Raw genomic sequence first — 26,774 nt, 5'->3', positions numbered from 1 at the left:
TCGCCGGCCGTGGCGAGCAGGCCCTCGACGACCTCGTCGGCATGTTCGTCAACACCCTGGTGCTGCGCACCGGTGTGCGCCCCGGTGAGTCGTTCACCGACCTGCTCGAGCAGGCCCGCAAGACCGACCTCGACGCCTACGGCAATGCCGACGTGCCGTTCGAGCGCCTGGTCGAACTGCTCGCACCCGAGCGGTCGCAGGCCCGCAACCCGCTGTTCCAGGTGATGCTGGCCTTCCAGAACCTGGACCGCACCACCCTGGAACTGCCCGGTCTCGCCGTGTCGGCGCTCGATCTCGACGAGAGCGTCGCCCGCTTCGACCTCCAGTTCACCCTGTCCGAGCTGGGTGAACCCGGCCACGGCGGGATGGCGCTGTCACTGAACTACGCCACCGAACTGTTCGACGAGGCGACGGTCGACACCATCGCGACCCGCTGGGAACGCGTGCTCGAGGCTGTGGCCGCCGACGCCTCGGTGACCATCGGCGCGATCGACGTGCTCGACGCCCCCGAACGGGCCGACCTGGTGTTCCGCGTCGGCGCTCCGCCGGTGCCCGCCCGCACCCTGCGCAGCCTGCTCGCCGACGCCGCCGCGGCGAACCCGACCGGCGATGCCGTCGTGTTCCAGGGGACAACTCTGTCCTACGCCGAGCTCGACGAGCGCTCGAACCGCTTGGCGCGCTTGCTCATCGCCGAAGGCATCGGCGCCGAAGATCTCGTCGCCGTCGCCGTTCCGCGTTCGGCCGACTCGGTGTTCGCCGCCTGGGCCGTCGCCAAGACCGGTGCCGCGTTCGTCCCTGTCGACCCGACCTACCCGGCCGACCGCATCGCGCACATGGTCACCGACTCCGGTTCGCCGTTCGGCCTCACCGTCGCCTCCGTGCGTGACGGGCTGCCCGAATCCGCGCGCTGGCTGGTGCTCGAGGACCTCGATCTGGCGTCCTACGACGGGTCGGCGATCGCCGACGACGAGCTGGTCCGGGCAACCACCCCCGAGCAGCCCGCCTACGTCATCTACACCTCCGGTTCCACCGGTGTGCCCAAGGGCGTCGTGGTCACCCACGCCGGCCTCGCCAACTTCGGCGAGGAGCAGGCACAGCGCTACCACCTCGACTCGTCCACGCGCGCACTGCATTTCGCCTCGCCCTCGTTCGACGCGTCGATCCTGGAACTGCTGCTCGCCCTGGCGCGCGGTGGTGCGCTGGTGGTCGTCCCGCCGGGTGTGTACGGCGGTGACGAACTGTCCGAGTTGATCCGCGCCGAGCGGGTCACCCATGCCTTCATCACCCCCGCCGCCCTGGCGACCTTCGACCCGAGCGGCCTGGATTCGCTGCGGGTGCTGGTCGCCGGTGGTGAAGCGGTGCCCGCCGATCTGGTGTCGAAGTGGGCGGTTCCGTTGGCGGACGGCACGACTCGTGCCTTCCACAACGGTTACGGTCCGACCGAGACCACGATCATGACGAACATCAGCGATGCGCTGGTGCCGGGTGAACTGGTCACCATCGGTGGCCCCACGCGCGGCATGCGCTCGCTGATCCTGGACGCCCAGCTCCAGCCCGTTCCGGTGGGTGTCGCGGGTGAGCTGTACCTGTCGGGCATCCAGCTGGCGCGCGGCTACCACGCCCGCCCCGGCCTGACCGCCGACCGGTTCGTCGCCGACCCGTTCGTCCCGGGGGAGCGGATGTACCGCACCGGCGACGTCGTGCGCTGGACGCCGGAACGTACCGTCGAGTACGTCGGCCGCTCCGACTTCCAGGTGAAGATCCGCGGTTTCCGCATCGAACTGGGCGAGATCGACTCCGCCCTCGCCTCGCACGACACGGTCGACTTCGCCGTCACTCTCGGCCACAAGAGCACCGCGGGCGCCGTCTCGCTGGTGTCGTATGTCGTTGCCGCGCCGGGCCGTTCGATCGACGTGGCCGCGCTCACCGCGCACGTCGAGGAACGCCTGCCCGCCTACATGGTTCCGTCGTCGATCATGGTGATCGACCGGGTGCCGCTCACCCCGGTCGGCAAGCTCGACCGCAAGGCCCTGCCGGAGCCGGTGTTCGCCACCGAGGTCTCCTTCCGGGCCGCGCGCACCCCGATCGAGCAGACCATCGCCGAGGTGTTCGCCGAGGTCCTCGGCGTGGAGCGCGTCGGTGTGGACGACTCGTTCTTCGCCCTGGGCGGCGACTCGATCGTCTCCATCCAGCTCGTCTCCCGGGCCAAGGCCCGCGGCGTGCTGTTCACCCCGCGCCACGTGTTCGAGCAGCGCACCGTCGCCGGTCTGGCCTCGGTCGCCGAAACCGCCGATGTGGCAGCGGCTTCCGCCGTGACCCTGGCGGAGCTGCCCGGCGGTGGCGTCGGTGAGATGCCGTTGACCCCGGTGGTGCGGTTCATGGCCGAGCGGTCGGGTTCGTTCGACCGGTTCAACCAGACCATGGCCCTCGAGCTGCCCGTCGGCATCGACCGGGCGGGGATCGCGGCCACCGTCGGCGCGGTCGTCGACCGCCACGACATGCTGCGCTCGCGTCTGCACCAGGTCGACGGCCGCTGGGTCGTCACCACCGCCCCCACGGGCAGCGTGGACGCCGACACCCTGATCGACCACACCACCTTCGACCCGAACGTCTCCGACGCCGAACTGTTCGAGATCGCTTCGGCCGCACTCGATGCGAGCCTGGACCGGCTCGATCCCGCCGCCGGTGTCGTCGTGCGCTTCGTGTGGCTGGAGCCCACCGAGCCGGTGGCCCCGACCATCTCGCTGCCCGGCACCGCATCGGCGGCGCGCCGGGCCGGACGACTGATCGTGGTGGCTCACCACCTCGTCGTCGACGGTGTGTCGTGGCGAATCCTGGTGCCCGACTTCGTCTCCGCCTGGGGTCAGCTGTCCTCGGGCCAGCAGCCGGAGTTGGTCGCCCCCGCCACGTCGATGCGTGCCTGGGCGCACGCCCTGGCCGACGAGGCACGCAACCCCGACCGCCTCGCCGAGCTCGACTTCTGGCGTGAGGTCGTCGAAACGCCGGACCCGCTGCTCACCGAGCGGCCGATGAACCCGGCCGTCGACGTCTCCGGTGTGATCGAGAAGCTGCCGGTCGAGGTGTCCGCCGAGGTCACCAAGGCCCTGCTCACCACCGTGCCCGCCCTGTTCCACGGCGGCGTGAACGACGGTCTGCTCACCGCGCTCGCGCTGGCCGCCGCCAAGTGGCGTTCGCGTCGCGTCACCGACTCGAACGATGCCCTGCTGGTGCGTCTGGAAGGCCACGGCCGCGAGGAAGAGATCGCGCCCGGTGCCGACCTGTCCCGCACGGTCGGCTGGTTCACCGCGATCTTCCCGGTGCGCCTGGACCTGACCGGCATCGATCTGGACGCCGCCCTGGCCGGTGGTCCGGCGATCGGCCAGGCCGTGAAGGCGGTCAAGGAACAGCTGCTCTCTGTGCCCGACAAGGGCATCGGGTACGGCCTGCTGCGGTACATGAACGCCGACACCGCCGCCGAACTGCCCACCGAGCTGCCCGGCCAGATCAGCTTCAACTACCTCGGCCGGGTCGCCGACAGCGATGTCCCCGACGCGCTGCGCGGTTTCGGCTGGATCCCGGCCGCGGAGCTGGCCTCCCTCGGCGGCGCCTATGACGCCGACATGCCAGCCATGGCACCGCTGGACGTCAACGCGATCGTCGTCGGCGACAAGCTCAGCGCCAATATCGGTTACCCGAGCACCCTGCTCGGCGAGGCCGAGGTCCGTGAATTCGCCGACCTGTGGGTTACCGCGCTGGAAGCCGTTGCCCGGCACGCCAATTCCGCCGACGCGGGCGGCCACACGCCGTCCGACTTCGCGCTCGTGCGCGCCACCCAGCGCGATATCGACGTCTGGGAGCGCCGCTACCCCGAGCTGACCCAGGTGTGGCCGCTGGCCGCGCTGCAGGCCGGCCTGTTCTTCCACGCCCGCCTGGCCGCGAGCTCGGTCGACGTCTACACCGCCCAGGCGGTGCTCACACTCACCGGTCATGTCGACGCCACCCGTCTGCGCGCCGCCGCCCAGGCGCTGCTCGACCGGCACGAGACCCTGCGGACCGCGTTCGTCACCGATCACGACGGCAACGCCGTCCAGATCGTCCTCGACAACGCCCGCGTGGTCTGGGCCGAACACGACCGCACCGAAACGGGCGAGTTCGCCGACCTCGTCGAGGCCGACCGCAACGCCCGCTTCGACCTGGCCGAGCCGCCGCTCATCCGCTTCACCCTGATCCAGGTGGGCGAGCACGAATGGCGTTTCGTGGTGGCCAACCACCACATCCTGCTCGACGGCTGGTCGATGCCGCTGGTGATGCGCGACCTGCTCGCGCTCTACGCCCTGCACGGCGACGCGAGCGCGCTGCCCGCCGTCCGCTCCTACCGACACTTCCTGGAATGGGTTGGCCAGCAGGACCATTCGGCCTCCGTGGCCGTCTGGTCCGACGCGCTGCGCGGGGTCACCGAGCCCACGCTGCTCGCCCGCCCGGACGCGAGCCGCGAGATCACCGCCCTGTCGGACGAGTACCTGTTCGATCTGGACGAGATCACCACCGGCCGCCTGGTCGCGCTGGCCGCCGACCTCGGCGTCACCCCGAACACGGTGCTGCAGGTGGCGTGGTCCATCGTGCTCGGCCGGATGACCGGTCGCGACGACGTGCTCTTCGGCACCACCGTCTCCGGTCGTCCCGCGCAGCTGTCGGGCGTGGAGTCGATGGTCGGCCTGTTCATCAACACCGTGCCGGTGCGCGTCCGCTTCGACGCCGCCGAATCCGTGCGCGACGTGCTCACCCGCACCCAGGGCGAGCAGGCCGACCTGCTCGACCACCACTACATCGGCCTGGCCGAGATCCAGTCGGCCGCCGGGATCGGTGGCCTGTTCGACTCGCTGGTGGTCTTCGAGTCCTACCCGGTCGACGCCGACGGCATCAAGGCCCAGGCCGCCGACATCGACGGCATGGCCGTCACCGGCCTGGACGCGGCAGACGCCACCCACTACCCGCTCTCGCTGATCGGCCAGCTCGACACCCAGCTGCGCATCCGCGCCGGTTACCTGAGCGACCTGTTCGACGCCGCCACGGTGCATCGCATCGCCGAGCGCCTGATCCGCGTGCTCACCGCGATCACCGCCGAACCGACGGTGGCCGTGGGCGATATCGAACTGCTCGACGCCGCCGAACGCGCACTCGTCGTGCGCGAGTGGAACGCCACCGCGCACGAGGTGGATCAGCGCGCCACCCTCGTCTCGATGTTCGAGGCGCAGCTGGCCCGTACCCCGCAGGCCACCGCCCTCACCTTCGAGGGGACGAGTCTGTCCTACGCCGAGTTCGCGGCACAGGTGTATCGCCTGGCCCGTTGGCTCGTGGACCGTGGTGTCGGCCCGGAAACCTATGTGGCCCTCGGCATGCGCCGCTCGCTCGACCTGGTGGTCGGCATGTACGCGGTGAGCGTGGCCGGTGGCGCCTACGTGCCGCTGGACCCCGATCATCCGGCCGAGCGCACGGAATACATTCTGGCGACGGCGGATCCGGTGTGTGTGCTCACCTCGGGTACCGATCTGGAGATCGACACCGCGCAGGTCCGCATCGACCTGCTCGACCTGTCCGGTTACGCGGACACTCGCCTCACCGACGCCGAACGCACCTCCCCGCTGCGTCCGTCGAACACCGCGTACGTGATCTTCACGTCGGGTTCGACGGGTCGTCCGAAGGGTGTTGCCGTCAGCCACGGCGCGATCGTGAACCGCCTGGTGTGGATGCAGGCGCAGTACGGCCTGACCGAGGCCGATGTCGTCCTGCAGAAGACGCCTGCCACGTTCGACGTGTCGGTGTGGGAGTTCTTCTGGCCCTTGCAGATCGGTGCGCGCCTGGTCGTGGCCAAGCCGGACGGTCATCGTGATCCGGCCTACCTGGCCGAGATCATCGCGGCCGAGGGTGTCACCGTCACCCACTTCGTGCCGTCGATGCTCGCGGTGTTCGTCGCGGATGCCGCTGCCGCGCAGTGTGATTCGCTGCGCATGGTGTTCGCCTCCGGTGAGGCGCTGCCGCCCAAGCCCGCGCACCGCCTGCGCGAACTCACCGGTGCGGCACTGCACAACCTGTACGGACCCACCGAGGCCGCGGTCGACGTCACCTTCCACGAGGTCGTCGACACCGACACCGACACCGTGCCGATCGGCGCCCCGGTGTTCAACACCGAGGTCTACGTCCTCGACGCGCGCCTGCGGCCCGTCCCGGTCGGTGTCGCGGGTGAGCTCTACCTCGCGGGCACCCAGCTGGCCCGCGGCTACGTCGCCCGCCCCGACCTCACCGCCGACCGCTTCGTCGCGAATCCGTTCGGTGAGAACGGCGAGCGCATGTACCGCACCGGCGACCTCGTCGCCTGGACCGAACACGGTGAGCTGGAATACCTGGGCCGCACCGACTTCCAGGTGAAGCTGCGCGGTCTGCGCATCGAGCTCGGCGAGATCGAGTCCGCGCTCACCGGCCTCGACGAGGTCGCCCAGTCGGTGGTGGTTGTCCGCAGTGACCAGCACACCGGCGACCAGCTGGTTGCCTACGTCATCCCCGCCGTCGGCCGCACGGTCGACATCGAGGACGCGCGCGAGGAACTGGGCAACAACCTGCCCGCCTACATGGTGCCGTCGGTGATCATCGTCCTGGACGAGTTCCCGCTCAACGCCTCCGGCAAGCTCGATCGCAAGGCCCTGCCCGCCCCGGTGTTCGAGGCCGCGGTGTTCCGCGCGCCGACCACCCCGGTCGAGGAGATCGTCGCCGCCACCTTCGCCGATGTGCTCGGCCTGGACCGGGTCGGCCTCGACGACGACTTCTTCGCCCTCGGCGGCAACTCGCTCACCGCCACCCAGGTCGCCGCGCGCCTGTCGGCCGCCCTGGAATCCGATATCGGCGTGCGCGAACTGTTCGAGGCGTCGACGGTCGCCGCGCTGGCCGCGCGGGCCGAGACGCATTCCGGTGACGAGCGGCGCGCCCCGCTGGTCCCGCAGCAGCGCCCCGCGCGGGTGCCGCTGTCGCTGGCCCAGCAGCGCATGTGGTTCCTCAACCGCTTCGACCCCGAGTCGGCTGTGGACAACATCCCCGCCGCTGTCCGCCTGTCCGGTCTGCTCGACCGCCAGGCACTGCAGGTGGCCGTCGCCGACGTGCTGGCCCGCCACGAGTCGCTGCGTACCTACTACCCGGAAGCCGACGGCGCCGCCCATCAGGTGATCGTCGCGACCGGCAAGGTCATCCCCGACCTCGCCCCGATCGAGACCACCGAAGCCGAACTGCCGCAGCGTCTTTCGCAGCTGGTGTTGACCGCGTTCGACGTCACCGCCGAGGTGCCGTTCCGCGCCGCCCTGTTCGAGGTGAGCCCCACCGAACACGTGCTCGCCCTCGTGGTGCACCACATCTCGGCCGACGGGTTCTCCATGGGCCCGCTCACCCGTGACGTGATGACCGCCTACAGCGCCCGCGTGGAAGGCGCCGAACCGGCCTGGCGACCCCTCGAGGTCCAGTACGCCGACTTCGCGCTCTGGCAGCGCGGGGTGCTCGGCGACGAGGACGACGCCGCGTCGGTGATCACCGAGCAGATCTCGTTCTGGAGCGAGCACCTGCGCGGCCTGCCCGAGCAGCTCGACCTGCCCGCCGACCGGCCGCGTCCGGCGGTCGCCAGCGGTCGCGGCGCCACCCACACCTTCGAGATCGACGCCCGCACCCACGCGGCGCTCGCCGAGCTGGCCCGCACCCGTGGTGCCACCCTGTTCATGGTCACGCACGCGGCCCTGGCTCTGCTGCTCTCGCGACTGTCCGGTGAGTCCGACATCGCCATCGGCACGCCCATCGCGGGCCGTGGCGAACGCGCCCTCGACGACCTGATCGGCATGTTCGTCAACACCCTCGTGCTGCGCACCGAGGTCGACGGCGCGGCGAGCTTCAGCGAGCTGCTCGCCCAGGTCCGCACCAGCGACATCGCGTCGTTCGGCCACGCCGATCTGCCGTTCGAGCGGCTGGTCGAGATCATCAACCCGGCCCGCTCGCAGGCGCGCCACCCGCTGTTCCAGGTGATGCTGGCCTTCCAGAACACCGGCCAGACCAGCCTCGAACTGCCCGGCCTCACCGCCAGTGGTGTCGACCTGCCGATCGATGTCGCCAAGTTCGACCTGCAGGTGGTGCTCACCGAGAAGCCCGGTGACACCGCAGGCATGGTCGCCGAGCTGATCTACGCGACCGACCTGTTCGACGCGTCGACCATGCACCGCTTCGGTGCCCGCTTCACCCGCCTGCTCAATGCCATCGCGGCCACCCCGAACCGCGCCGTTGGCGACATTCCGCTGCTGGATGCCGCTGAGGTGCAACTGGCCGTTCGCGGTTGGAACGACACCGCCCGCGAGCTGCCCGGCGCGGGGACCCTCGTCGACGAGTTCGCCCGCCAGGCAACGGCCACCCCGAACGCGGTCGCCCTCATCGACCCCGCCACCGGCGAAACCCTCACCTACGCCGAATTCGCCTCGTGCGCACACCGTTTGGCGCACCGCCTGATCGAGGCCGGTGTCGGCCCGGAGAAGCTGGTCGCCCTCGGCCTGCGCCGCAGCATCGACCTCGTGGTCGCGGCGTACGCGGTGCAGGAAGCAGGCGGCGGTTACGTCCCGCTCGACTTGGACCAGCCCGCCGACCGCATCGCCTACGTGCTCGAAACCGCCGATCCCGTGGTCGTCCTGACCACGAGCCGCGACGGTTTCGCCGTCGACGAGCCGACCACACTGGTCGTCGACGCGATCGACCTGTCCGCCTACTCCGACGCCCCGGTCACCGATGCAGAGCGCATCGCGCCGCTGCGCCCGCAGCACCCGGCCTACGTCATCTTCACCTCCGGTTCCACCGGTCGCCCGAAGGGTGTGGCGGTGCCGCACTCGGCGGTGGTGAACCAGATCCGTTGGATCACCGCGGAATACGGCATCGGTGCCGACGACGTGGTGCTGTTCAAGACGCCCGCCACCTTCGACGTGTCGGTGTGGGAGCTGTTCGGTCCGCTGAGCACCGGCGGCAGCTTGGTCGTTGCGAGCCCTGACGGGCACCGCGACCCGCAGTACCTCGCCGATGTCATTGCGGCGCAACGGGTCACGATGACCTCGTTCGTCCCGTCGATGCTCACCGTCTTCGCGGGCAGCATCGATGCGGCTGCGGTCGAGGGCGGAGCTCTGTCCTCACTGCGCGCCCTGCTGATCGCCGGTGAGGCCTTCACCGGTGACGCCGTGGCCGCGCTGCGGCGGGTGAGCGACGCCGAACTGTTCAACCTATACGGCCCCACCGAGTTCACCGTGCACGCCACGCACGGCCCGGTCGCCGACCAGGTCGACGGCGCCGTCCCGATCGGCGCGCCGGTGTGGAACGCCGAGGCCTACGTGCTCGACGCCCGCCTGCACCCGGTCCCGGCCGGGGTCGCGGGTGAGCTGTACCTGGCCGGTTCCCAGCTGGCCCGCGGCTACTTCGGCCGCCCCGACCTCACCGCCGACCGCTTCGTCGCCGACCCGTTCGGTGACGACGGCGCCCGCATGTACCGCACGGGCGACCTGGTTCGCCGCGACGAGCACGGTGTGAACACCTACCTCGGCCGCACCGACTTCCAGGTGAAGCTGCGCGGTCTGCGCATCGAGCTCGGCGAGATCGAGGCCGCGCTCACCGCGCACGCCACCGTCGGCCAGGCCGTGGTGATCGTGCGTTCGGATGCCCGCACCGGCGATCAGCTGGTCGGCTACGTCGTGCCCTCGGCGGGTGCGACCGTCGACACCGAAACGCTGCGTGCGCATCTCGGTGCGCAACTGCCGTCGTACATGGTTCCGGCCGCGTTCGTCGTGCTCGACGAGATGCCGCTGAGCGCCAACGGCAAGCTCGACCGCCGTGCCCTGCCCGACCCGGTGTTCGAGGCCCGCGAGTTCCGTGCGCCGAGCACCCCGATCGAGGAGATCGTCGCCGCCACCTTCGCCGAGGTGCTCGGCCTGTCCGAGGACCAGCCGGTCGGCCGCGACGACGACTTCTTCGACCTCGGCGGCAACTCGCTCATCGCCACCCAGGTCGTCGCCCGCCTCGGCGCCGCACTCGACACCCGGGTCCCGGTTCGGGTGCTGTTCGAAGCGCCGTCGGTCTCGGCGCTGGCCGCCAAGGTGGAAACCCACGCGGGTAGCGGCAGCCGCCGCGAGCTCGTCGCCGGGCCGCGCCCGGAACAGGTGCCGCTCTCGCTCGCCCAGCAGCGCATGTGGTTCCTCAACCGGTTCGACAGCGCAACCGGCGTCAACAACATCCCCCTCGCGGTCCGTCTGACCGGTGACCTCGATGTCGACGCGCTGCGCCAGGCCGTGGCCGACGTGGTGGAGCGGCACGAGGTGCTGCGCACCGTCTACCCGGAAACCGCCGACGGCCAGGGCGTGCAGGTCGTGCTGCCCGCGGCGCAGGTGCCGATCACGATCGACCCGATCACCATCGGCGAAGACGAGATCCGCGACCGCATCAGCGAACTCGTGCTAGCCGGCTTCGACGTGACCGCCCAGGTCCCGGTGCGCGCCGAACTGCTGCGCGTGGCCGGTTCCATGGACGGCTCGCACCCCGACACCCACGTGCTGGTCTTCGTGGTGCACCACATCTCCGGCGACGGCTGGTCGGTGCGTCCGCTGGCCCGCGACGTGATGATCGCCTACGCCGCCCGCTCGCGCGGCGAGGCACCGGGCTGGGCGCCGCTGCCCGTGCAGTACGCCGACTTCGCGCTGTGGCAGCGCGAAACCCTCGGCTCGGAGTCGGATCCGTCGTCGATGATCGCCCAGCAGGTGGCCTACTGGTCGAACACCCTGGCCGGGCTGCCCGACCAGCTGGATCTGCCGAGTGACCGCCCGCGTCCGGCCGTGGCCTCCAACCGCGGTGGGGTGCACGAGTTCTCGATCGACCCGGCACTGACGCACAGCCTCAACGCGCTGGCCCGCGAACACGGCGCGAGCCTGTTCATGGTGGTGCACGCCGCGTTCGCCGCCCTGCTCGCGCGCCTGTCCAACAGCGACGACATCGCCATCGGCACCGCTGTGGCGGGCCGTGGTGAAGCGGTGCTCGACGACGCCATCGGCATGTTCGTCAACACCCTCGTGCTGCGCAGCACGGTCGACCCGGCGCAGTCGTTCGCCGAGCTGCTCGCCGCCACGCGGGAGCACGACCTGGCCGCGTTCGGTCACGCCGACCTGCCGTTCGAGCGGCTCGTCGAAATCCTCAACCCGGCCCGTTCGCAGGCACGCCACCCGCTGTTCCAGGTGATGCTGTCGTTCCAGAACACCGGCGAGGCTTCCTTCGAACTGCCCGGCCTCGAGGTCGCGGGCGTGCCGCTGGACGTGGTGACGGCCAAGTTCGATCTGCACCTGAACCTGACCGACCGCTACCGCGCCGACGGTTCCGCCGACGGCATGACCGCCGAGTTCGCCTACGCGACAGACATGTTCGACGCCGACACCATCGCAGCCCTGGCCAAGCGCCTGGTGCGGATGCTGTCGTCGGTCGTCGCCGAGCCGACCCGCCCGATCGGTGACGTGGAGCTGCTGGCACTGGTCGAAAAGCGCCGGGTCGTCGCCGACTGGAATGCCACCGCGCACCCGGTCGATCAGGCCGCGACCCTGGTGTCGATGTTCCAGGCACAGGCCGCGACCAGCGCGAACACACCTGCCCTCACCTTCGAGGGGACAACTCTGTCCTACGCCGGGTTCACCGCCCGGGTGAACCGCCTGGCCCGGCATCTGATCGCCCAGGGTGTCGGCCCGGACACCATGGTCGCGCTCGGTATGCGCCGCTCGCTCGACCTGGTGATCGGCATGTACGCGGTCAGCGTGGCCGGTGGCGCCTACGTGCCGCTCGACCCCGACCACCCGGCCGAGCGCACCCACTACGTGCTCGAGACCGCGGCACCGGTGTGCGTATTGACCACGGCCCGTGACGAATTCGACGCCGGCTCGACCACCGCGCTGCACATCGACAGCCTCGACCTGGCCGGGTACTCGGACGCGCCGGTCACCGACGCCGAACGCACCTCCCCGCTGCGTCCGTCGAACACCGCGTACGTGATCTTCACCTCCGGTTCGACGGGTCGCCCGAAGGGTGTGGCGGTGAGCCACGCCGCGATCGTGAACCGTCTGGTGTGGATGCAGGCGCAGTACGGCCTGACCGCCGACGACGTGGTGCTGCAGAAGACGCCCGCTACCTTCGACGTGTCGGTGTGGGAGTTCTTCTGGCCCTTGCAGATCGGTGCGCGCCTGGTCGTGGCCAAGCCGGACGGTCATCGCGACCCGGCCTACCTGGCCGAACTCATCGCCGCCGAGGCCGTCACCACCGCGCACTTCGTGCCGTCGATGATGTCGGTGTTCGTGGCCGAACTCGCCGAGGACGACGGCCGCGCCGACAGCCTGCGCCTGGTCTTCGCCTCCGGTGAGGCGCTGCCCGCGCCGACCGCCCAGCGGATGCGCGCCCTCACCGGTGCGGCCGTGCACAACCTGTACGGACCGACCGAAGCCGCGGTCGACGTCACCTTCCACGAGGTCACCGACGCCGACACCACCTCGGTGCCGATCGGTGCGCCGGTGTTCAACACCCAGGTGTACGTGCTGGATTCGCGCCTGCACCCGGTCCCGGTCGGTGTCGCGGGTGAGCTGTACCTCGCCGGTGTGCAACTGGCCCGCGGCTACGTGAACCGCCCCGATCTCACCGCCGACCGCTTCGTCGCCGACCCGTTCGGCACCGACGGCGCCCGCATGTACCGCACCGGTGACCTCGTCACCTGGACCGAGCAGGGCGAGCTGGAGTACCTGGGCCGCACCGACTTCCAGGTGAAACTGCGTGGCCTGCGCATCGAGCTCGGCGAGATCGAGTCCGCCCTCACCGCACTGCCCGCGATCGCCCAGTCGGTGGTCGTGGTCCGTGGCGACGAACGCCTCGGCGACCAGCTCGTCGGCTACCTGATCCCGTCGGCCGGTTCCACCGTCGACATCGACGCGGTGCGCGCCGAACTCGGCAGCGCCCTGCCCGCGTACATGGTGCCGACGGCGTTCGTGATCCTGGACGCCTTCCCGCTCAACGCCTCCGGCAAGCTCGACCGCAAGGCGCTGCCCGCGCCGGTGTTCGAGACCAAGGTGTTCCGCGCGCCCTCGACCCCGATCGAGGAGATCGTGGCGGGCACCTTCGGCGACGTGCTCGGCGTGACCCGCGTGGGTGCCGACGACGACTTCTTCGAACTCGGCGGCAACTCGCTGCTGGCCACCCAGGTCACCGCCCGCATCGGCGCCGCCCTCGACACCCAGCTCGCGGTCCGCGACCTGTTCGAGGCCTCGACCGTGTCGGCACTGGCCGCCCGCGCCGAGCACAACGCCGGTTCCGGCCGCGCCCGCCCGCGCCTGAAGGCGGGGGAGCGGCCCGCGGTCATCCCGCTCTCGCCTGCCCAGCAGCGGTACTGGTTCCTCAACCAGTTCGACACCTCCACCTCCGCGGTGGACAACATCCCACTGGCGGTCCGCCTCACCGGCGACCTCGACGTGCCCGCGCTCGAGCAGGCCATCGGCGACGTGTTCGCCCGTCACGAGATGCTGCGCACCGTCTACCCGGCCTCGCCCGACGGCCCGCGCCAGGTGATCCTGCCGAACTCGCAGATCAGCGCGCAGGTACACCACATCGAAGTCGACGAGTCCGAATTGCTCGGCGCCGTCGTCGAATTCGCGATGACGACCTTCGACGTCACCCGAGAGGTGCCGCTCGCGGTCGCGCTGTTCGAACTGAGCGAGACCGACTACGTGCTCGCGTTCACCGTGCACCACGTGTCCGCCGACGGTTCCTCCATGGGCCCGCTGGCGCGCGACATCATGGCCGCCTACGTGGCCCGCGCCCAGGGCGAGGCGCCGCAGTGGGCGCCGCTGCCGGTGCAGTACGCCGACTACGCGCTGTGGCAGCGCGAGGTGCTCGGCGACGAATCCGACCCGGAATCGCTGGCCGCCAAGCAGGTCGCGTACTGGACCGAGGCGCTGGCCGGCCTGCCCGACCAGCTCGAACTGCCCGCCGACCGGCCGCGCCCGCCCGCGCAGTCGTTCCAGGGCAAGGCGATCCGCTTCGAGATCGACCCCGACCGGCACGCCGCCCTGCACAACCTGGCCCGCGCCAACAACGCCTCGCTGTTCATGGTCGTGCACGCCGCGCTCGCCGTGCTGCTCGCGCGTCTGTCGGGCACCGACGACATCGCCGTCGGCACCCCGATCGCGGGTCGTGGCGAGCGTGAACTCGACGACCTGATCGGCATGTTCGTCAACACCCTGGTCTTCCGCACCGCCGTCGACTCCGGCGCCTCCTTCGCCGAGCTGCTCGCCGACGTGCGCGAACGCGACCTGGAAGCCTTCGCCAACGCCGACGTGCCGTTCGAGCGCCTCGTCGAGGTGCTCAACCCGGTGCGCTCCACCGCGCGCAACCCGCTGTTCCAGATCGGTCTGTCGTTCCAGAACCTGGCCGAGACCACCTTCGAACTCCCAGGTCTCACGGTGAGCCCGGTCGACTACGACTCGCAGCTGGCCAAGACCGACCTGCACGTCACCCTGTACGACCGCTACACCGACGACGGCGCACCGGCCCAGCTGGTCACCGAATTCGGTTACGCCATCGACCTGTTCGACGAGTCGACGGTGCAGAGCTTCGCCGACCGCTTCGTGCGGGTGCTCGACGCCGTCACCGCCGACGCGAGCGTCCCGGTCGGCGACATCGACCTGCTCGCCGAGCCGGAGGCCGAGCGGATCGTCACCGCGTGGAACGACACCGCGCACCCGGTCGACACCGACGCCACCCTGGTGTCGCTGCTCGATGCGACTGTGGCGGCGACTCCGAACGCGATCGCCCTGGTCGTGGACGAGGCGGAAGCCGAGGGCTTCACGACGCTGACGTACGCCGAGCTCGATGCCGAGGTCAACCGCCTCGCGCGGTACCTGATCGAGCGCGGGGTCGGCGCCGAGGACCGGGTTGCCCTGGCCATCCGCCGCTCCGCCGAGTTGATCATCGCGATGTACGCGGTGGCCCGCACGGGCGCGGCCTACGTGCCGATCGACCCCGATCAGCCGACCGAGCGCACCGACTACATCCTGGAAACCGCCGCACCGGCTGTCGTGCTGACCACGGCGAGTGCCGAATTCAACACGGCGGCGGCCGAAGTGGTCGTCCTGGACGACCTCGACCTGAGCGCGTTGAGTGCCGAGACGATCACCGGGCGTCCGCTCGTGCCCGCGAACACCGCGTACATCATCTTCACCTCCGGCTCCACCGGTAAGCCCAAGGGTGTCGCGGTCTCGCACGGCGCGATCGTCAACCAGTTGCTGTGGGAGACGGCCGAATTCGGCATCGGTGCCGACGACGCGGTGCTGCTCAAGACCGCGGCCACCTTCGACCTGTCGGTCTGGGAGTTCTGGACCGCCGCCGTCGCCGGTGCCCGCCTGGTGGTCGCCACCGCCGACGGCCACCGCGACCCGGCCTACCTCAACGACCTGATGCGGTCCACCGGCGTCACCACGCTGCACGTGGTGCCCTCGATGCTCGACGCGCTGCTCACCGAGTCCGGTGCCGCGCTGCCGCGCACGCTGCGCCGGGTGCTCGCCATCGGTGAGGCGTTGCCCGCCGCGACCGCGCAGCGCTTCCGCACCGCGAACACGGCCGCGCTGTTCAACCTGTACGGCCCCACCGAGGCCGCGGTCTCGATCACCAGTCACGCGGTGACCGATGCCGATCAGGTGTCGGTGTCGATCGGTGGCCCGGAGTGGAACAGCCGTGTGTACGTGCTGGATTCGCGTCTGCGTCCGGTTCCGGTCGGTGTCTCCGGTGAGCTGTACCTCGCCGGTGCCCAGCTGGCGCGCGGCTACTACGGCCGCGCCGACCTGACCGCCGACCGCTTCGTCGCCGATCCGTTCTCCACCACCGGCGAGCGCATGTACCGCACCGGCGACCTGGTGGCCTGGAACGCCGACGGCGAACTCGACTATCGGGGTCGCACCGACTTCCAGGTGAAGATCCGCGGGTTCCGTATCGAACTCGGTGAGATCGAGGCGGCGCTGCTGCGTCAGCCCACCATCTCGGCGGCGGCCGTGCTCGCCCACACCGATCCGGTGGTCGGCGATCGACTCGTCGCCTACGTCGTGGCCGACGCGGGCGAGATCGACAAGGTCGCGCTGCGTAACGCGCTGGCCGCCGAGCTGCCGTCCTACATGGTTCCGACCGTGTTCCTGCAGCTCGACGCCCTGCCGCTGAACGCCAACGGCAAGCTCGATCGCAAGGCGCTGCCGGAACCCGAGGTCGAGAAGGCCGTGTTCCGCGCGCCGGTGAGCCCGAGCGAGCAGCTCGTGGCCGCCACCTTCGCCGAGGTCTTGCGCCTGGGTGAGGACAAGCGGTTCGGTCTCGACGACGACTTCTTCGCCTGGGGCGGCAACTCGCTGCTGGCCACGCAGGTCGCCGCCCGCCTCGGCGAGGCTCTCGACACCCGCATCCCCGTGCGGTTGCTGTTCGAGGCGTCGACCGTGTCCGCGCTGGCGCACCGCATCGAGCAGCACGCCGAGACCGGTGACCGCAAGGCGCTGAAGGCCGGTCCGCGTCCGGAGCACATCCCGCTCTCGCTGGCCCAGCAGCGGATGTGGTTCCTCAACCGCTTCGACACCCAGTCGGCGGCCTACAACGTGCCCGTCGCGGTCCGCCTGTCCGGTGAGCTCGACGTGGCCGCGCTGCGCGCCGCGATCCTCGACCTGGTGAGCCGCCACGAGATCCTGCGCACCGTCTACCCGCAGACCGAAGCCGGTGCGGCACAGGTGATCCTGTCGCCCGCGCAGGCCGCGCCGGAACTGCTCGAGCGCACCGTCGCCGCCGACGAGGTGGAATCCGCTGTCGGCGAGCTGCTGTCGACGATCTTCGATGTCACCGTCGAGGTGCCGCTGAGGGTCGCCCTGTTCCGGGTGGCCGACAGCGACGACTTCGTCCTGGCCATGGTCGTGCACCACATCTCCGGTGACGGCTCGTCGGTCGCCCCGCTGACCCGCGACCTGATGACCGCCTACGCCGCCCGCGCCGCAGGCTCCGAACCCGGTTGGGCACCGCTGCCCGTGCAGTACGCGGACTACAGCATCTGGCAGCGCGAGCTGCTCGGCAACGAGGACGATCCGGACTCGATGGCCAGCAAGCAGGTGGCCTACTGGAAGCAGGCCCTCGCCGAGCTGCCCGACCAGCTCGACCTGCCCGCCGACCGGCCGCGTCCGGCCGTGCAGAGCTTCGCGGGCAGCAAGGTCGACGTGCGGATCAGCGCCGAGACCCACCGCGCGCTCGTCGAGCTGGCCCGTGGGGAGGGCGCGACGCTGTTCATGGTCGTGCACACCGCCCTCGCGGTGCTGCTCGCGCGCCTGTCCGGCACCGACGACATCGCCATCGGCACCCCGATGGCCGGTCGTGGCGAGGCCGCGCTCGACGACATGATCGGCATGTTCGTCAACACCCTGGTGTTCCGCACCAAGGTCGACAGCGGTGAGGCCTTCACCGACCTGCTGGCCCGCCAGCGCGAAGACGACATCGCCGCCTTCGCCAACGCCGACGTGCCGTTCGAGCGGCTCGTCGAGGTGCTCAACCCGGTGCGTTCCACCGCGCGGCACCCGCTGTTCCAGGTGGGTCTGTCGTTCCAGAACCTCAGCCGCGCCACCCTTGAACTGCCGGGTCTGACGGTCGCGGGCCTGGATATCGACAGCAACCTGTCGCAGTTCGACCTGCACCTCATCATCAGCGACGTCTACGACGAAACCGGTGAGCCCGAAGGCATTTCGGGTCTGCTCACCTACGCCACCGATCTGTTCGACCGCGCCACGGTCGAGGGATTCCTGCGCCGCTTCGAGCGCCTGCTCGAGGCGATCGTCACCACGCCGCGCACCGCCGTTGGCGATATCGAACTGCTCGCCCCGGCCGAGCGTGCCGAACTGCTCGACGGCCGCAACAACACGGCCAACCCGGTCGACACCGAGGCCACCCTTGTCTCGCTGCTCGACGCCACCGTGGCCGCCGATCCGAAGGTGACCGCCCTGGTCACCGACGACGGCAACCAGCTCACCTACGCCGAACTCGACGCGAAGGTGAACCGCCTTGCGCGCCACCTGATCTCGCTCGGTGTCGGCCCGGAGGCACGGGTGGCGCTCGCCATGCGCCGCTCGGTGGATCTGATCGTCGCGATGTACGCGGTGGCCAAGTCCGGCGGCGCGTACGTGCCGGTCGACCCCGATCAGGCGGCCGAGCGCACCGACTACATCCTCACCACCGCGGCACCGGTCTGCGTACTCACCAACGACGAGTTCACCACCGACGCCGCACCGGTCGTGCGTATCGACGAACTCGCACTGGAGAGCCTCAGCGCCGCACCGGTTTCCGACGACGAGCGCACCGAGCCGCTGCGCCCGGACAACACCGCGTACGTGATCTTCACCTCCGGTTCGACCGGTCGCCCGAAGGGTGTCGCGGTGCCGCACGGCGCCATCGCCAACCAGTTGCAGTGGAAGCTGGTCGAATTCGGCATGGACGCCGCCGACGCGGTGCTGCTCAAGACCGCGGCCACCTTCGACCTCTCGGTCTGGGAGTTCTGGTCGGCGGCGGTGTGCGGTGGTCGCCTGGTGATCGCCGCGCCCGACGGGCATCGCGACCCGGCCTACCTCAACGAGCTGATGATCCGCGAGTGGGTCACCACGCTGCACGTGGTGCCGTCGATGCTGGACGCGCTGCTGGCTGCCGGCATGCCGGATTCGCTGTGGCGGGTCCTCGCCATCGGTGAGGCGCTGCCCGGTTCGCTGGCGCAGCGGTTCCGCACCGCGTTCCCGCGCACCGAGCTGTTCAACCTGTACGGCCCCACCGAGGCCGCGGTCTCGATCACCTCGCACCGGGTGAACGCGGCCGACCAGGGCTCGGTGTCCATCGGTTCGCCCGAATGGAACAGCCAGGTCTACGTGCTCGACGAGCGGCTGCGCCCGGTGCCCGACGGTGTCGCCGGTGAGCTGTACCTCGCGGGCGCCCAGCTGGCGCGCGGCTACTTCGGCCGCGCCGATCTGACCGCCGACCGCTTCGTGGCCAACCCGTTCGGTACCGGCACCCGCATGTACCGCACCGGTGACCTGGTGGCCTGGCACAACGGCGAACTCGACTACCGGGGCCGCACCGACTTCCAGGTGAAGATCCGCGGCTTCCGTATCGAGCTCGGCGAGATCGAGGCCGCGCTGCTCGCGCTGCCGGAGATCGCGCAGGCGGCCGTCATCGCCAAGTCCGATCCGCGCACCGGTGACCGTCTGGTCGCGTACCTGGTCGGTGCGGATGTGGATGTGGCACAGGTGAAGTCGACGCTGGCCGCGAGCCTGCCGTCGTACATGGTGCCCGCCGCGTTCGTCGTGCTCGACGCGCTGCCGCTCAATGTGAACGGCAAACTCGACCGCAAGGCGTTGCCGGAGCCGGAGTTCGAGGCCCAGGCGTTCCGCGCACCGTCCACCCCGATCGAGGAGATCGTGGCGGGCGTGTTCGCCGACGTCCTCGGCGTCGAGCGCGTCGGTGCCGACGACGACTTCTTCGCCCTCGGCGGCAACTCGCTGCTGGCCACCCAGGTCGCGGCCCGCCTCGGTGCCGCCCTGGACAGCCGGGTGCCCGTGCGCCTGCTGTTCGAGGCGTCGACGGTGGCCGGGCTCGCGGTGAAGGTCGAGCAGGGTGCGGGCGCCGGTGGGCGTCGCGCGCTGGTCGGCGCACCGCGACCGGATCAGGTGCCGCTGTCGCTGGCTCAGCAGCGCATGTGGTTCCTGAACCAGTTCGACACCAGTTCCTCGGTGAACAACATCCCGGTGGCCGTCCGCCTGTCGGGCGCGCTGGATGTCGAGGCGTTGCAGCTCGCCGTCGCCGACGTGCTCGCCCGCCACGAAACCCTGCGCACGGTGTACCCGTCGGCCAACGGCACTCCGCACCAGGTGATCCTGCCGGTCGAGGGCAATGTGCCGGATCTGACGCCGGAAGACGTTGTGCCCGACCAGGTTCGCGACAAGATCGCCGAACTGATCACCGCGGGCTTCGACGTGATCGACGAAGTTCCGCTGCGCGCCAAGCTGATGCGGGTCGTGTCGCCGGTTTCCGTGAACGCCGGCGACGGTGGTTCGTCCGCAACGGCCGACTCTGCTGTCGAGGTGGGCGAGTACGTCCTGGTATTCGTGGCCCACCACATCAGCGCCGACGGCTGGTCGATGGGTCCGCTGACCCGCGACGTGATGATCGCCTACGCCGCCCGCGCGGCAGGTGAGGCGCCCGGCTGGGCGCCGCTGGCGGTGCAGTACGCCGACTTCAGCATCTGGCAGCGCGAGGTGCTGGGCTCGGAGACCGACGAGAACAGCCTGCTCTCCCAGCAGGCCGCGTACTGGAAGCGCGCCCTGGCCGGTGTGCCCGACGAGCTGAACCTGCCGCTGGACCGGCCGCGTCCGAGCACGCAGTCCTTCGCCGGTGGCCGGGTGCTGTTCCCGATCGACGGTGACGTCCACGCCGGGCTCACCGCCATCGCCCGCGAGCAGAACGCGACGCTGTTCATGGTCGTGCACACCGCGCTCGCGATCTTCCTGGCGCGCCTGTCGGGCACCGAGGACATCGTCATCGGCACCCCGATCGCCGGTCGTGGCGAGGCCGAGCTCGACGACGTGATCGGCATGTTCGTCAACACCCTCGCCCTGCGCACGCAGGTCGGCGGCCAGCAGAGCTTCGGCGACCTGTTGGCCCAGGCCAAGGAGGCCGACCTGGCCGCCTTCGCCCACGCCGACATCCCGTTCGAGCGCCTGGTCGAACTGCTCAACCCCGAGCGCTCCACCGCGCGGCACCCGCTGTTCCAGGTGGCGCTGTCGTTCGAGAACCTGCCCGACGCGGGCTTCGAACTGCCCGGCCTTTCGGTCTCGGCGGTCGACTTCGACGTCGACACCGCCAAGTTCGACCTGCTGCTCACCGTCCGCGAGGCCGGGGCAGGTGACGAGGCCGGTGCTTACGCCGAGTTCTCCTACGCCAGTGCTCTTTTCGATCAGTCGACGGTGGAGAAGTTCGCGCAGCGATTCCGTCGCCTGCTGGCCGAGGTCGTCGCCGACACCACCACTCCGGTGGGCGATCTGGAACTACTCGACAGCGTCGAGCGCACCGAACTGCTCACCCGCACAGGTGGTCCCGCGCTCGCCACGAGCACGCTGCCCGAGCTGCTGGCCCAGGCTGTGGCGGCCAACCCGACCGGTCAGGCGATCGTCGCCCCCGAGTGGGTCGACACGGGCCTGCTCCGGGCGCTCACTGCCGCACCGCAGGTCGATGCCGACACCATCGCGTCCGCAAGTGTTGGCGCGCTCGCGTCGCGCACGTCGGCGGACGAGCCGGTGGCATCGGGCGATGTCCGCTCGCTGACCTACGCCGAGCTCGACGCCGCGTCCTCGCGTCTGGCCCGGGTGCTCATCGAGCGCGGCGCCGCACCGGAGACGGTCGTCGCCATCGCCATGCAGCGGTCGCTGGAAACCACCCTCGCCATCTGGGCGGTTGTCAAGTCGGGTGCGGCGTTCCTGCCGGTCGACCCGAAGTACCCGGCCGAGCGCATCGCGCACATGATGTCGGATTCGGGTGCAGCCCTTGGCATTACGGTGTCGGCCGAGGTCGATCACCTGCCCGCGCCCGCGCTGGGGGACTGGTTCGTCCTCGACGACGCGGCACTGCACACGCAGGTCGCCGCGCAGTCGGCCGAGCCGATCACCGACGCGGACCGTCGCGGAACCGTCCGCGCGGACAACACGGCGTACATGATCTACACCTCGGGTTCGACGGGTCTGCCCAAGGGCGTCGTCGTCACCCACACCGGTGTGGCCAACTTCGCCGCCGCCGAGGTGGCGCAGTTCGGGCTCGGCAAGGACGCGCGGACCCTCGCGTTCGCCTCGCCGTCGTTCGACGCGTCGATCCTCGAGTTCCTGCTGGCCGTGGGGTCGGCGGGCACCCTGGTGATCACGCCGGTCGGCGTGGTCGGTGGTGAGGAACTGGCCGAGATCATCGTCGGCCAGGGCCTGACCCACGTGTTCCTCACCCCGCTCGTCGCGGCGTCGATGGAACCGTCGGCACTGGCCGGGCTGGAGGCCCTGATCGTCGGTGGCGACAAGGCGCCGGTCGACCTGGTGGCGAACTGGCACAGCGCGGGCACCGATCCGGCGCACCACCGGTTCTACAACGCCTACGGCCCCACCGAGGCGACCATCGCGACCAACCTGTCCGACGCACTGCTGCCCGGCGACACCATGAACATCGGTGGCCCGATCGCCGGCGCGACCGTGCTGGTCCTCGACAGCCGCCTGCATCCGGTCCCCGAGGGTGTGTCCGGTGAGCTGTACCTGGGTGGCGTGCCGCTGGCACGCGGCTACCACGAGCGCCTCGGCCTGACCGCCGAACGCTTCGTGGCCAACCCCTACGGTGAACCGGGCTCGCGCCTGTACCGCACCGGTGACGTGGTCGCCTGGCGCACCGTCAACGGCCAGCCCGTCGTGGAATACGTGGGCCGCAACGACTTCCAGGTGAAGATCCGCGGCTTCCGCATCGAACTGGGTGAGATCGACGCCGTGCTCACCGCACACGACGACGTCGATTTCGCGGCCACCATCGGCCGCACCACCGACGCGGGCGCCACCATCCTGGTGTCCTACGTGCGCCCGGTCCCCGGCCGTGCCGTCGAACCCGCCGCCCTGGTCGAGTTCGTGGCGCAGCAGCTGCCCGCGCACATGGTGCCCGCCTCGGTGATGGTGCTCGACGAGATCCCGCTGACCCCCGCGGGCAAGCTGGACCGTCGCGCCCTGCCCGAGCCGGTGCTCGCCCCGCGCGAGTTCCGCACGCCGACAAGCGATATCGAGGCGATCATCGCCGCCGTCTTCGCCGAGGTGCTCGGTGTCGACGCGGTGGGCCTCGACGATTCGTTCTTCGCCCTCGGCGGTGACTCGATCCTGTCCATCCAGCTGGTCTCGCGGGCCAAGGACCGTGGCGTGCTGTTCAAGCCGCGCGACGTGTTCGAGAAGCGCAGCGTGGCCGGACTGGCCGAGATCGCGGTGCTCGCGGGCGACACCGAGCAGATCGTGCTCGAGGAGCTGCCCGGCGGCGGTGTCGGCGACATCCCGATGCTGCCGATCATGCGCCAGATCCTCAGCAGCGGCTCCACCTACGACCGGTTCTCCCAGTCGATGGTGCTGCGCCTGCCGGAGAACATCTCCGAAGAGGTGCTGCACGCCACCATCGGTGCGGTCTTCGACCACCACGATGTGCTCCGCTCGCGGGTCGCGCGCGGTGAGAAGGGGTGGGAGTTCGAGGCGTTGGCGCCGGGCGCGGTCGATGTGAGCGCCCTGGTGCGTCGCGTCGAGGTGTCCGGTGACATCACCGACGAGGAACTGTCCGCCCTGGCCAGCGCCGAGTACGACCAGGCCATGGGTCGCCTCGACCCGGCCGGTGCCGCCATGGTGCAGTTCGTGTGGTTCGCCTTCGGCGCGCCGACACAGAGCCCGCGCCGTCGCGACGCCCTGCTGATCGTCGGCCACCACTTCGTGATCGACGGTGTGTCCTGGCGCATCCTGATCCCGGACCTCGGCATGGCCTGGGGCCAGATCGCGGCCGGTCAGCCGGTGAACCTGCCCGCTAACGGCACGTCCATGCGGCGCTGGGCGCACAGCCTGGTCGAGCAGGCCGCGGACCGTCGCACGGAACTGCCGTTCTGGCGTGAGGTGTCCACCACGCCCGACCCGCTGCTGGGTTCGCGTCCGTTCGACCCGAAGGTCGACACCTTCGCGACCGTCGACCGGGTGCAGGTCACCCTGTCGCCGGAGGTCACCGACGCGGTCCTCACCGCGATCCCCGGCCTCTACCACGGCGGTGTCAACGACGGTCTGCTCACCGCTTTGGCGTTGGCCGTATCCCGTTGGCGCGGAGACGAATCCGGTACCGCGGCGTTGATCAAGCTGGAGGGCCACGGCCGCCAGGAAGAGATCGTCGCCGGTGCCGACCTGTCGCGCACCGTCGGCTGGTTCACCACCGCCTTCCCGGTGCGTCTCGACCTGGCGGGCGCCGACCTCGACGACGCCTTCGCCGGTGGCGCCGTGCTCGGCGACGTGATCAAGTCGGTCAAGGAGCAGATGCTCGCGGTGCCCGACAAGGGCATCGGCTACGGCATGCTCAAGTACCTGACCGAGCAGGGTTCGGATCTGCCGAGCGTCGGCCAGATCAGCTTCAACTACCTGGGCCGGGCGGGCACGGGCGAGATCCCCGCCGAACTCGCAGAACTCGGCTGGATCCCGGTGGCCGACCTCGGTCAGCTCGACGCCGAGATGGACCTCGACATGCCGGCCAACGCGACGCTGGACATCAACGCCATCGTCGACGACGGCGACGAGGGCCCGCAGCTCGGCGCGAACATCGCCTTCCCGACCGGGCTGCTCACCGCCGAGCGGGCACAGGAGTTCGCCGATCTGTTCGTGGCCGCGCTCACCGCGCTCGCCACGCACGCGCAGCGGTCCGACGCGGGCGGTTTCACCCCGTCCGACATGCCGCTGGTGCGCGTCGAACAGTCCGATCTCGATGTGTGGGAACGCGAGTACCCCGCGCTGTCGGAGGTGTGGCCGCTCTCGCCGCTGCAGGCGGGCCTGATGTTCCACGCCATGATCAGCTCGGCGACCGTCGACGTGTACACCGTGCAGGCCGTGCTCGACCTGACCGGCACCCTCGATGCCGAGCGGCTGCGCAAGGCCGCCCAGGGCGTGCTCGACCGCTACCCGAACCTGCGGACCGCCTTCGTCACCGACTCGGCCGGTCAGCCGGTGCAGGTGGTGCTCGGCGAGCTGGAGGTGCCGTGGCGTGAGGTCGACCTGACCGAGCTGCCCGAGGACGTGCGCATGCCGCGCATGCAGCAGCTCCTCGCCGCCGACCGCGCCAACCAGTTCGACATGGCGACCGCGCCGCTGATCCGCTTCGGTCTGTTCAAGACCGCCGAGGACAAGGCGCACCTGTCGATCACGGTGCACCACATCCTGGTCGACGGCTGGTCGATGCCGCTGCTCATGCGCGACCTGCTCGTGCTCTACGCGGTGCACGGCGACCTCACCGCCCTGCCGCGCGTGGCGTCCTACCGCAACTTCCTGTCCTGGCTCTCGGGCTGGGATCGCGAAGTGTCGCTGCGGGCCTGGGCCGACGCGCTGGCCGGGGTGGAAGGACCCACCCAGCTGGCGCCGCCGCCGCGCACCGAGGAGCGCTTCGAGATCGACAAGGTCGTCGTCGAGATCGACAACGATCGCACCCGCGCGCTCGGCAAGTTCGCCGGCGAGCTCGGTGTCACCGTGAACACGCTGCTGCAGACCGCGTGGGGCATCGTCGTCGGGCGCCTCACCGGCCGCGACGACGTGGTGTTCGGCGCCACCGTCTCCGGTCGTCCGGCCGAGCTGCCCGGCGTGGAGTCGATGGTCGGCCTGTTCATCAACACCCTGCCGGTGCGCATCCAGATCGACGACCGGATGACGGCGGAGAAGCTCACCCAGAAGGTGCAGTCCGAGCAGGCCGAACTGCTCAGCCACCACTTCGTCGGCCTGTCCGACATCCAGCGGGTGGCCGGTGCCGGTTCGCAGTTCGACACGCTGCTGGTGTTCGAGTCCTACCCGATGGACAAGGACGCCGTCACCGCGGCGAGCTCGATCGACGGCATGCAGGTCACCGGTGTCGGCCTCGACGACGCCACCCACTACCCGCTCACGCTGGTGGTGATGGCCGAGTCGACCATCGAGATCACCATGCGTTACCTGCGCAGCACCTTCACCGAGGACGAGGTCCGCACCCTGTCCGCCCGGTTGCTGCGGGTGCTCGACGAACTGCTCGAGAACCCGACGGGCCTGGTCGGTGACATCGACATCCTCGATGCCACCGAACGCGCCAAGCTGCTCGCCGAATCCGGTGTGACAGCGGCCGGTTCGGCGCCCGCCGCGGTGACCGGTGTCGGCGCGCAGACGGTGGCCAAGGTGCTGGCCGAGGTCGTGGAAGCCGACCCGCAGGCACCCGCGCTGCTGCGCGGTGACAGCGAAATCGCCTACAGCGCACTGGATCGCAAGTCCTCGCAGCTGGCCCGCGTGCTCATCGCGCGCGGTGCCGGTCCGGGCGACGTGGTCGCCGTGTCGCTGCCGCGTGGCGTGGATTCGGTGCTCGCCGCCTGGGCGGTGCAGAAGGCCGGTGCCGCGGTGCTGTTTGCGGGCGACCTGACCGGAGTCGAACTGGCCGCCGCCGGTGCGGCGTTCGGCGTCAGCGCGGCCCCGGTCGCGGGGGTGGCAGGCGAATGGCTGGTCCTGCCCGACGTGGAAGACGAGATCGCCGCAGCCGCAGCGCATCCCGTCTCCTACGCCGACCGCATCCGCCCCCTGGCCGAAGACCACCCGGCCTTCGTCCAGGTCGCCGGCGACACCACAACGGTGCTCACCCAGTCCGACGCCGTCGCCCTGGCCGAACGCCTGCGCGACGAACACGGCATCGACTACGAATGCACCACCTACACCACCCACGCCTCCGGCCCCGCCGCCATCCAGGAATTCCTGGTCTCGGCCACCGCGGGCGCCCTGTCGGTCCTGCCCGCAGGCTCGGTCGAAGACGACCTGGCCGACGGCGAGGTCACCCACTGGTTCGTGGTGGCAGGCGAGGCCATCGACGCCGCCGACGGCGAGGTGACGGTGATCGTCGCCGAGTAG

The 26,774-nt window shown here is 70.3% G+C and carries 1 protein-coding gene (only partly in view); it reads left to right on the top strand.

Annotated features, from left to right (window positions below; translation table 11 throughout):
* On the top strand, window positions 1–26,774 hold the 3' portion of the coding sequence (locus AB0I19_RS13710; protein ID WP_357148310.1) for a non-ribosomal peptide synthase/polyketide synthase. It extends 16,969 nt beyond the left edge of the window; the window shows 26,774 of its 43,743 coding nt (coding positions 16,970–43,743); its start codon lies off the left edge, out of view; its stop codon occupies window positions 26,772–26,774.

It is taken from the genome of Nocardia sp. NPDC050413 (genome assembly GCF_040655475.1).
Lineage (GTDB): Bacteria > Actinomycetota > Actinomycetes > Mycobacteriales > Mycobacteriaceae > Nocardia > Nocardia coubleae.
The sequence above is the reverse complement of the archived record's forward strand: the minus strand, read 5'-3'. Positions and strand labels throughout refer to the sequence as shown.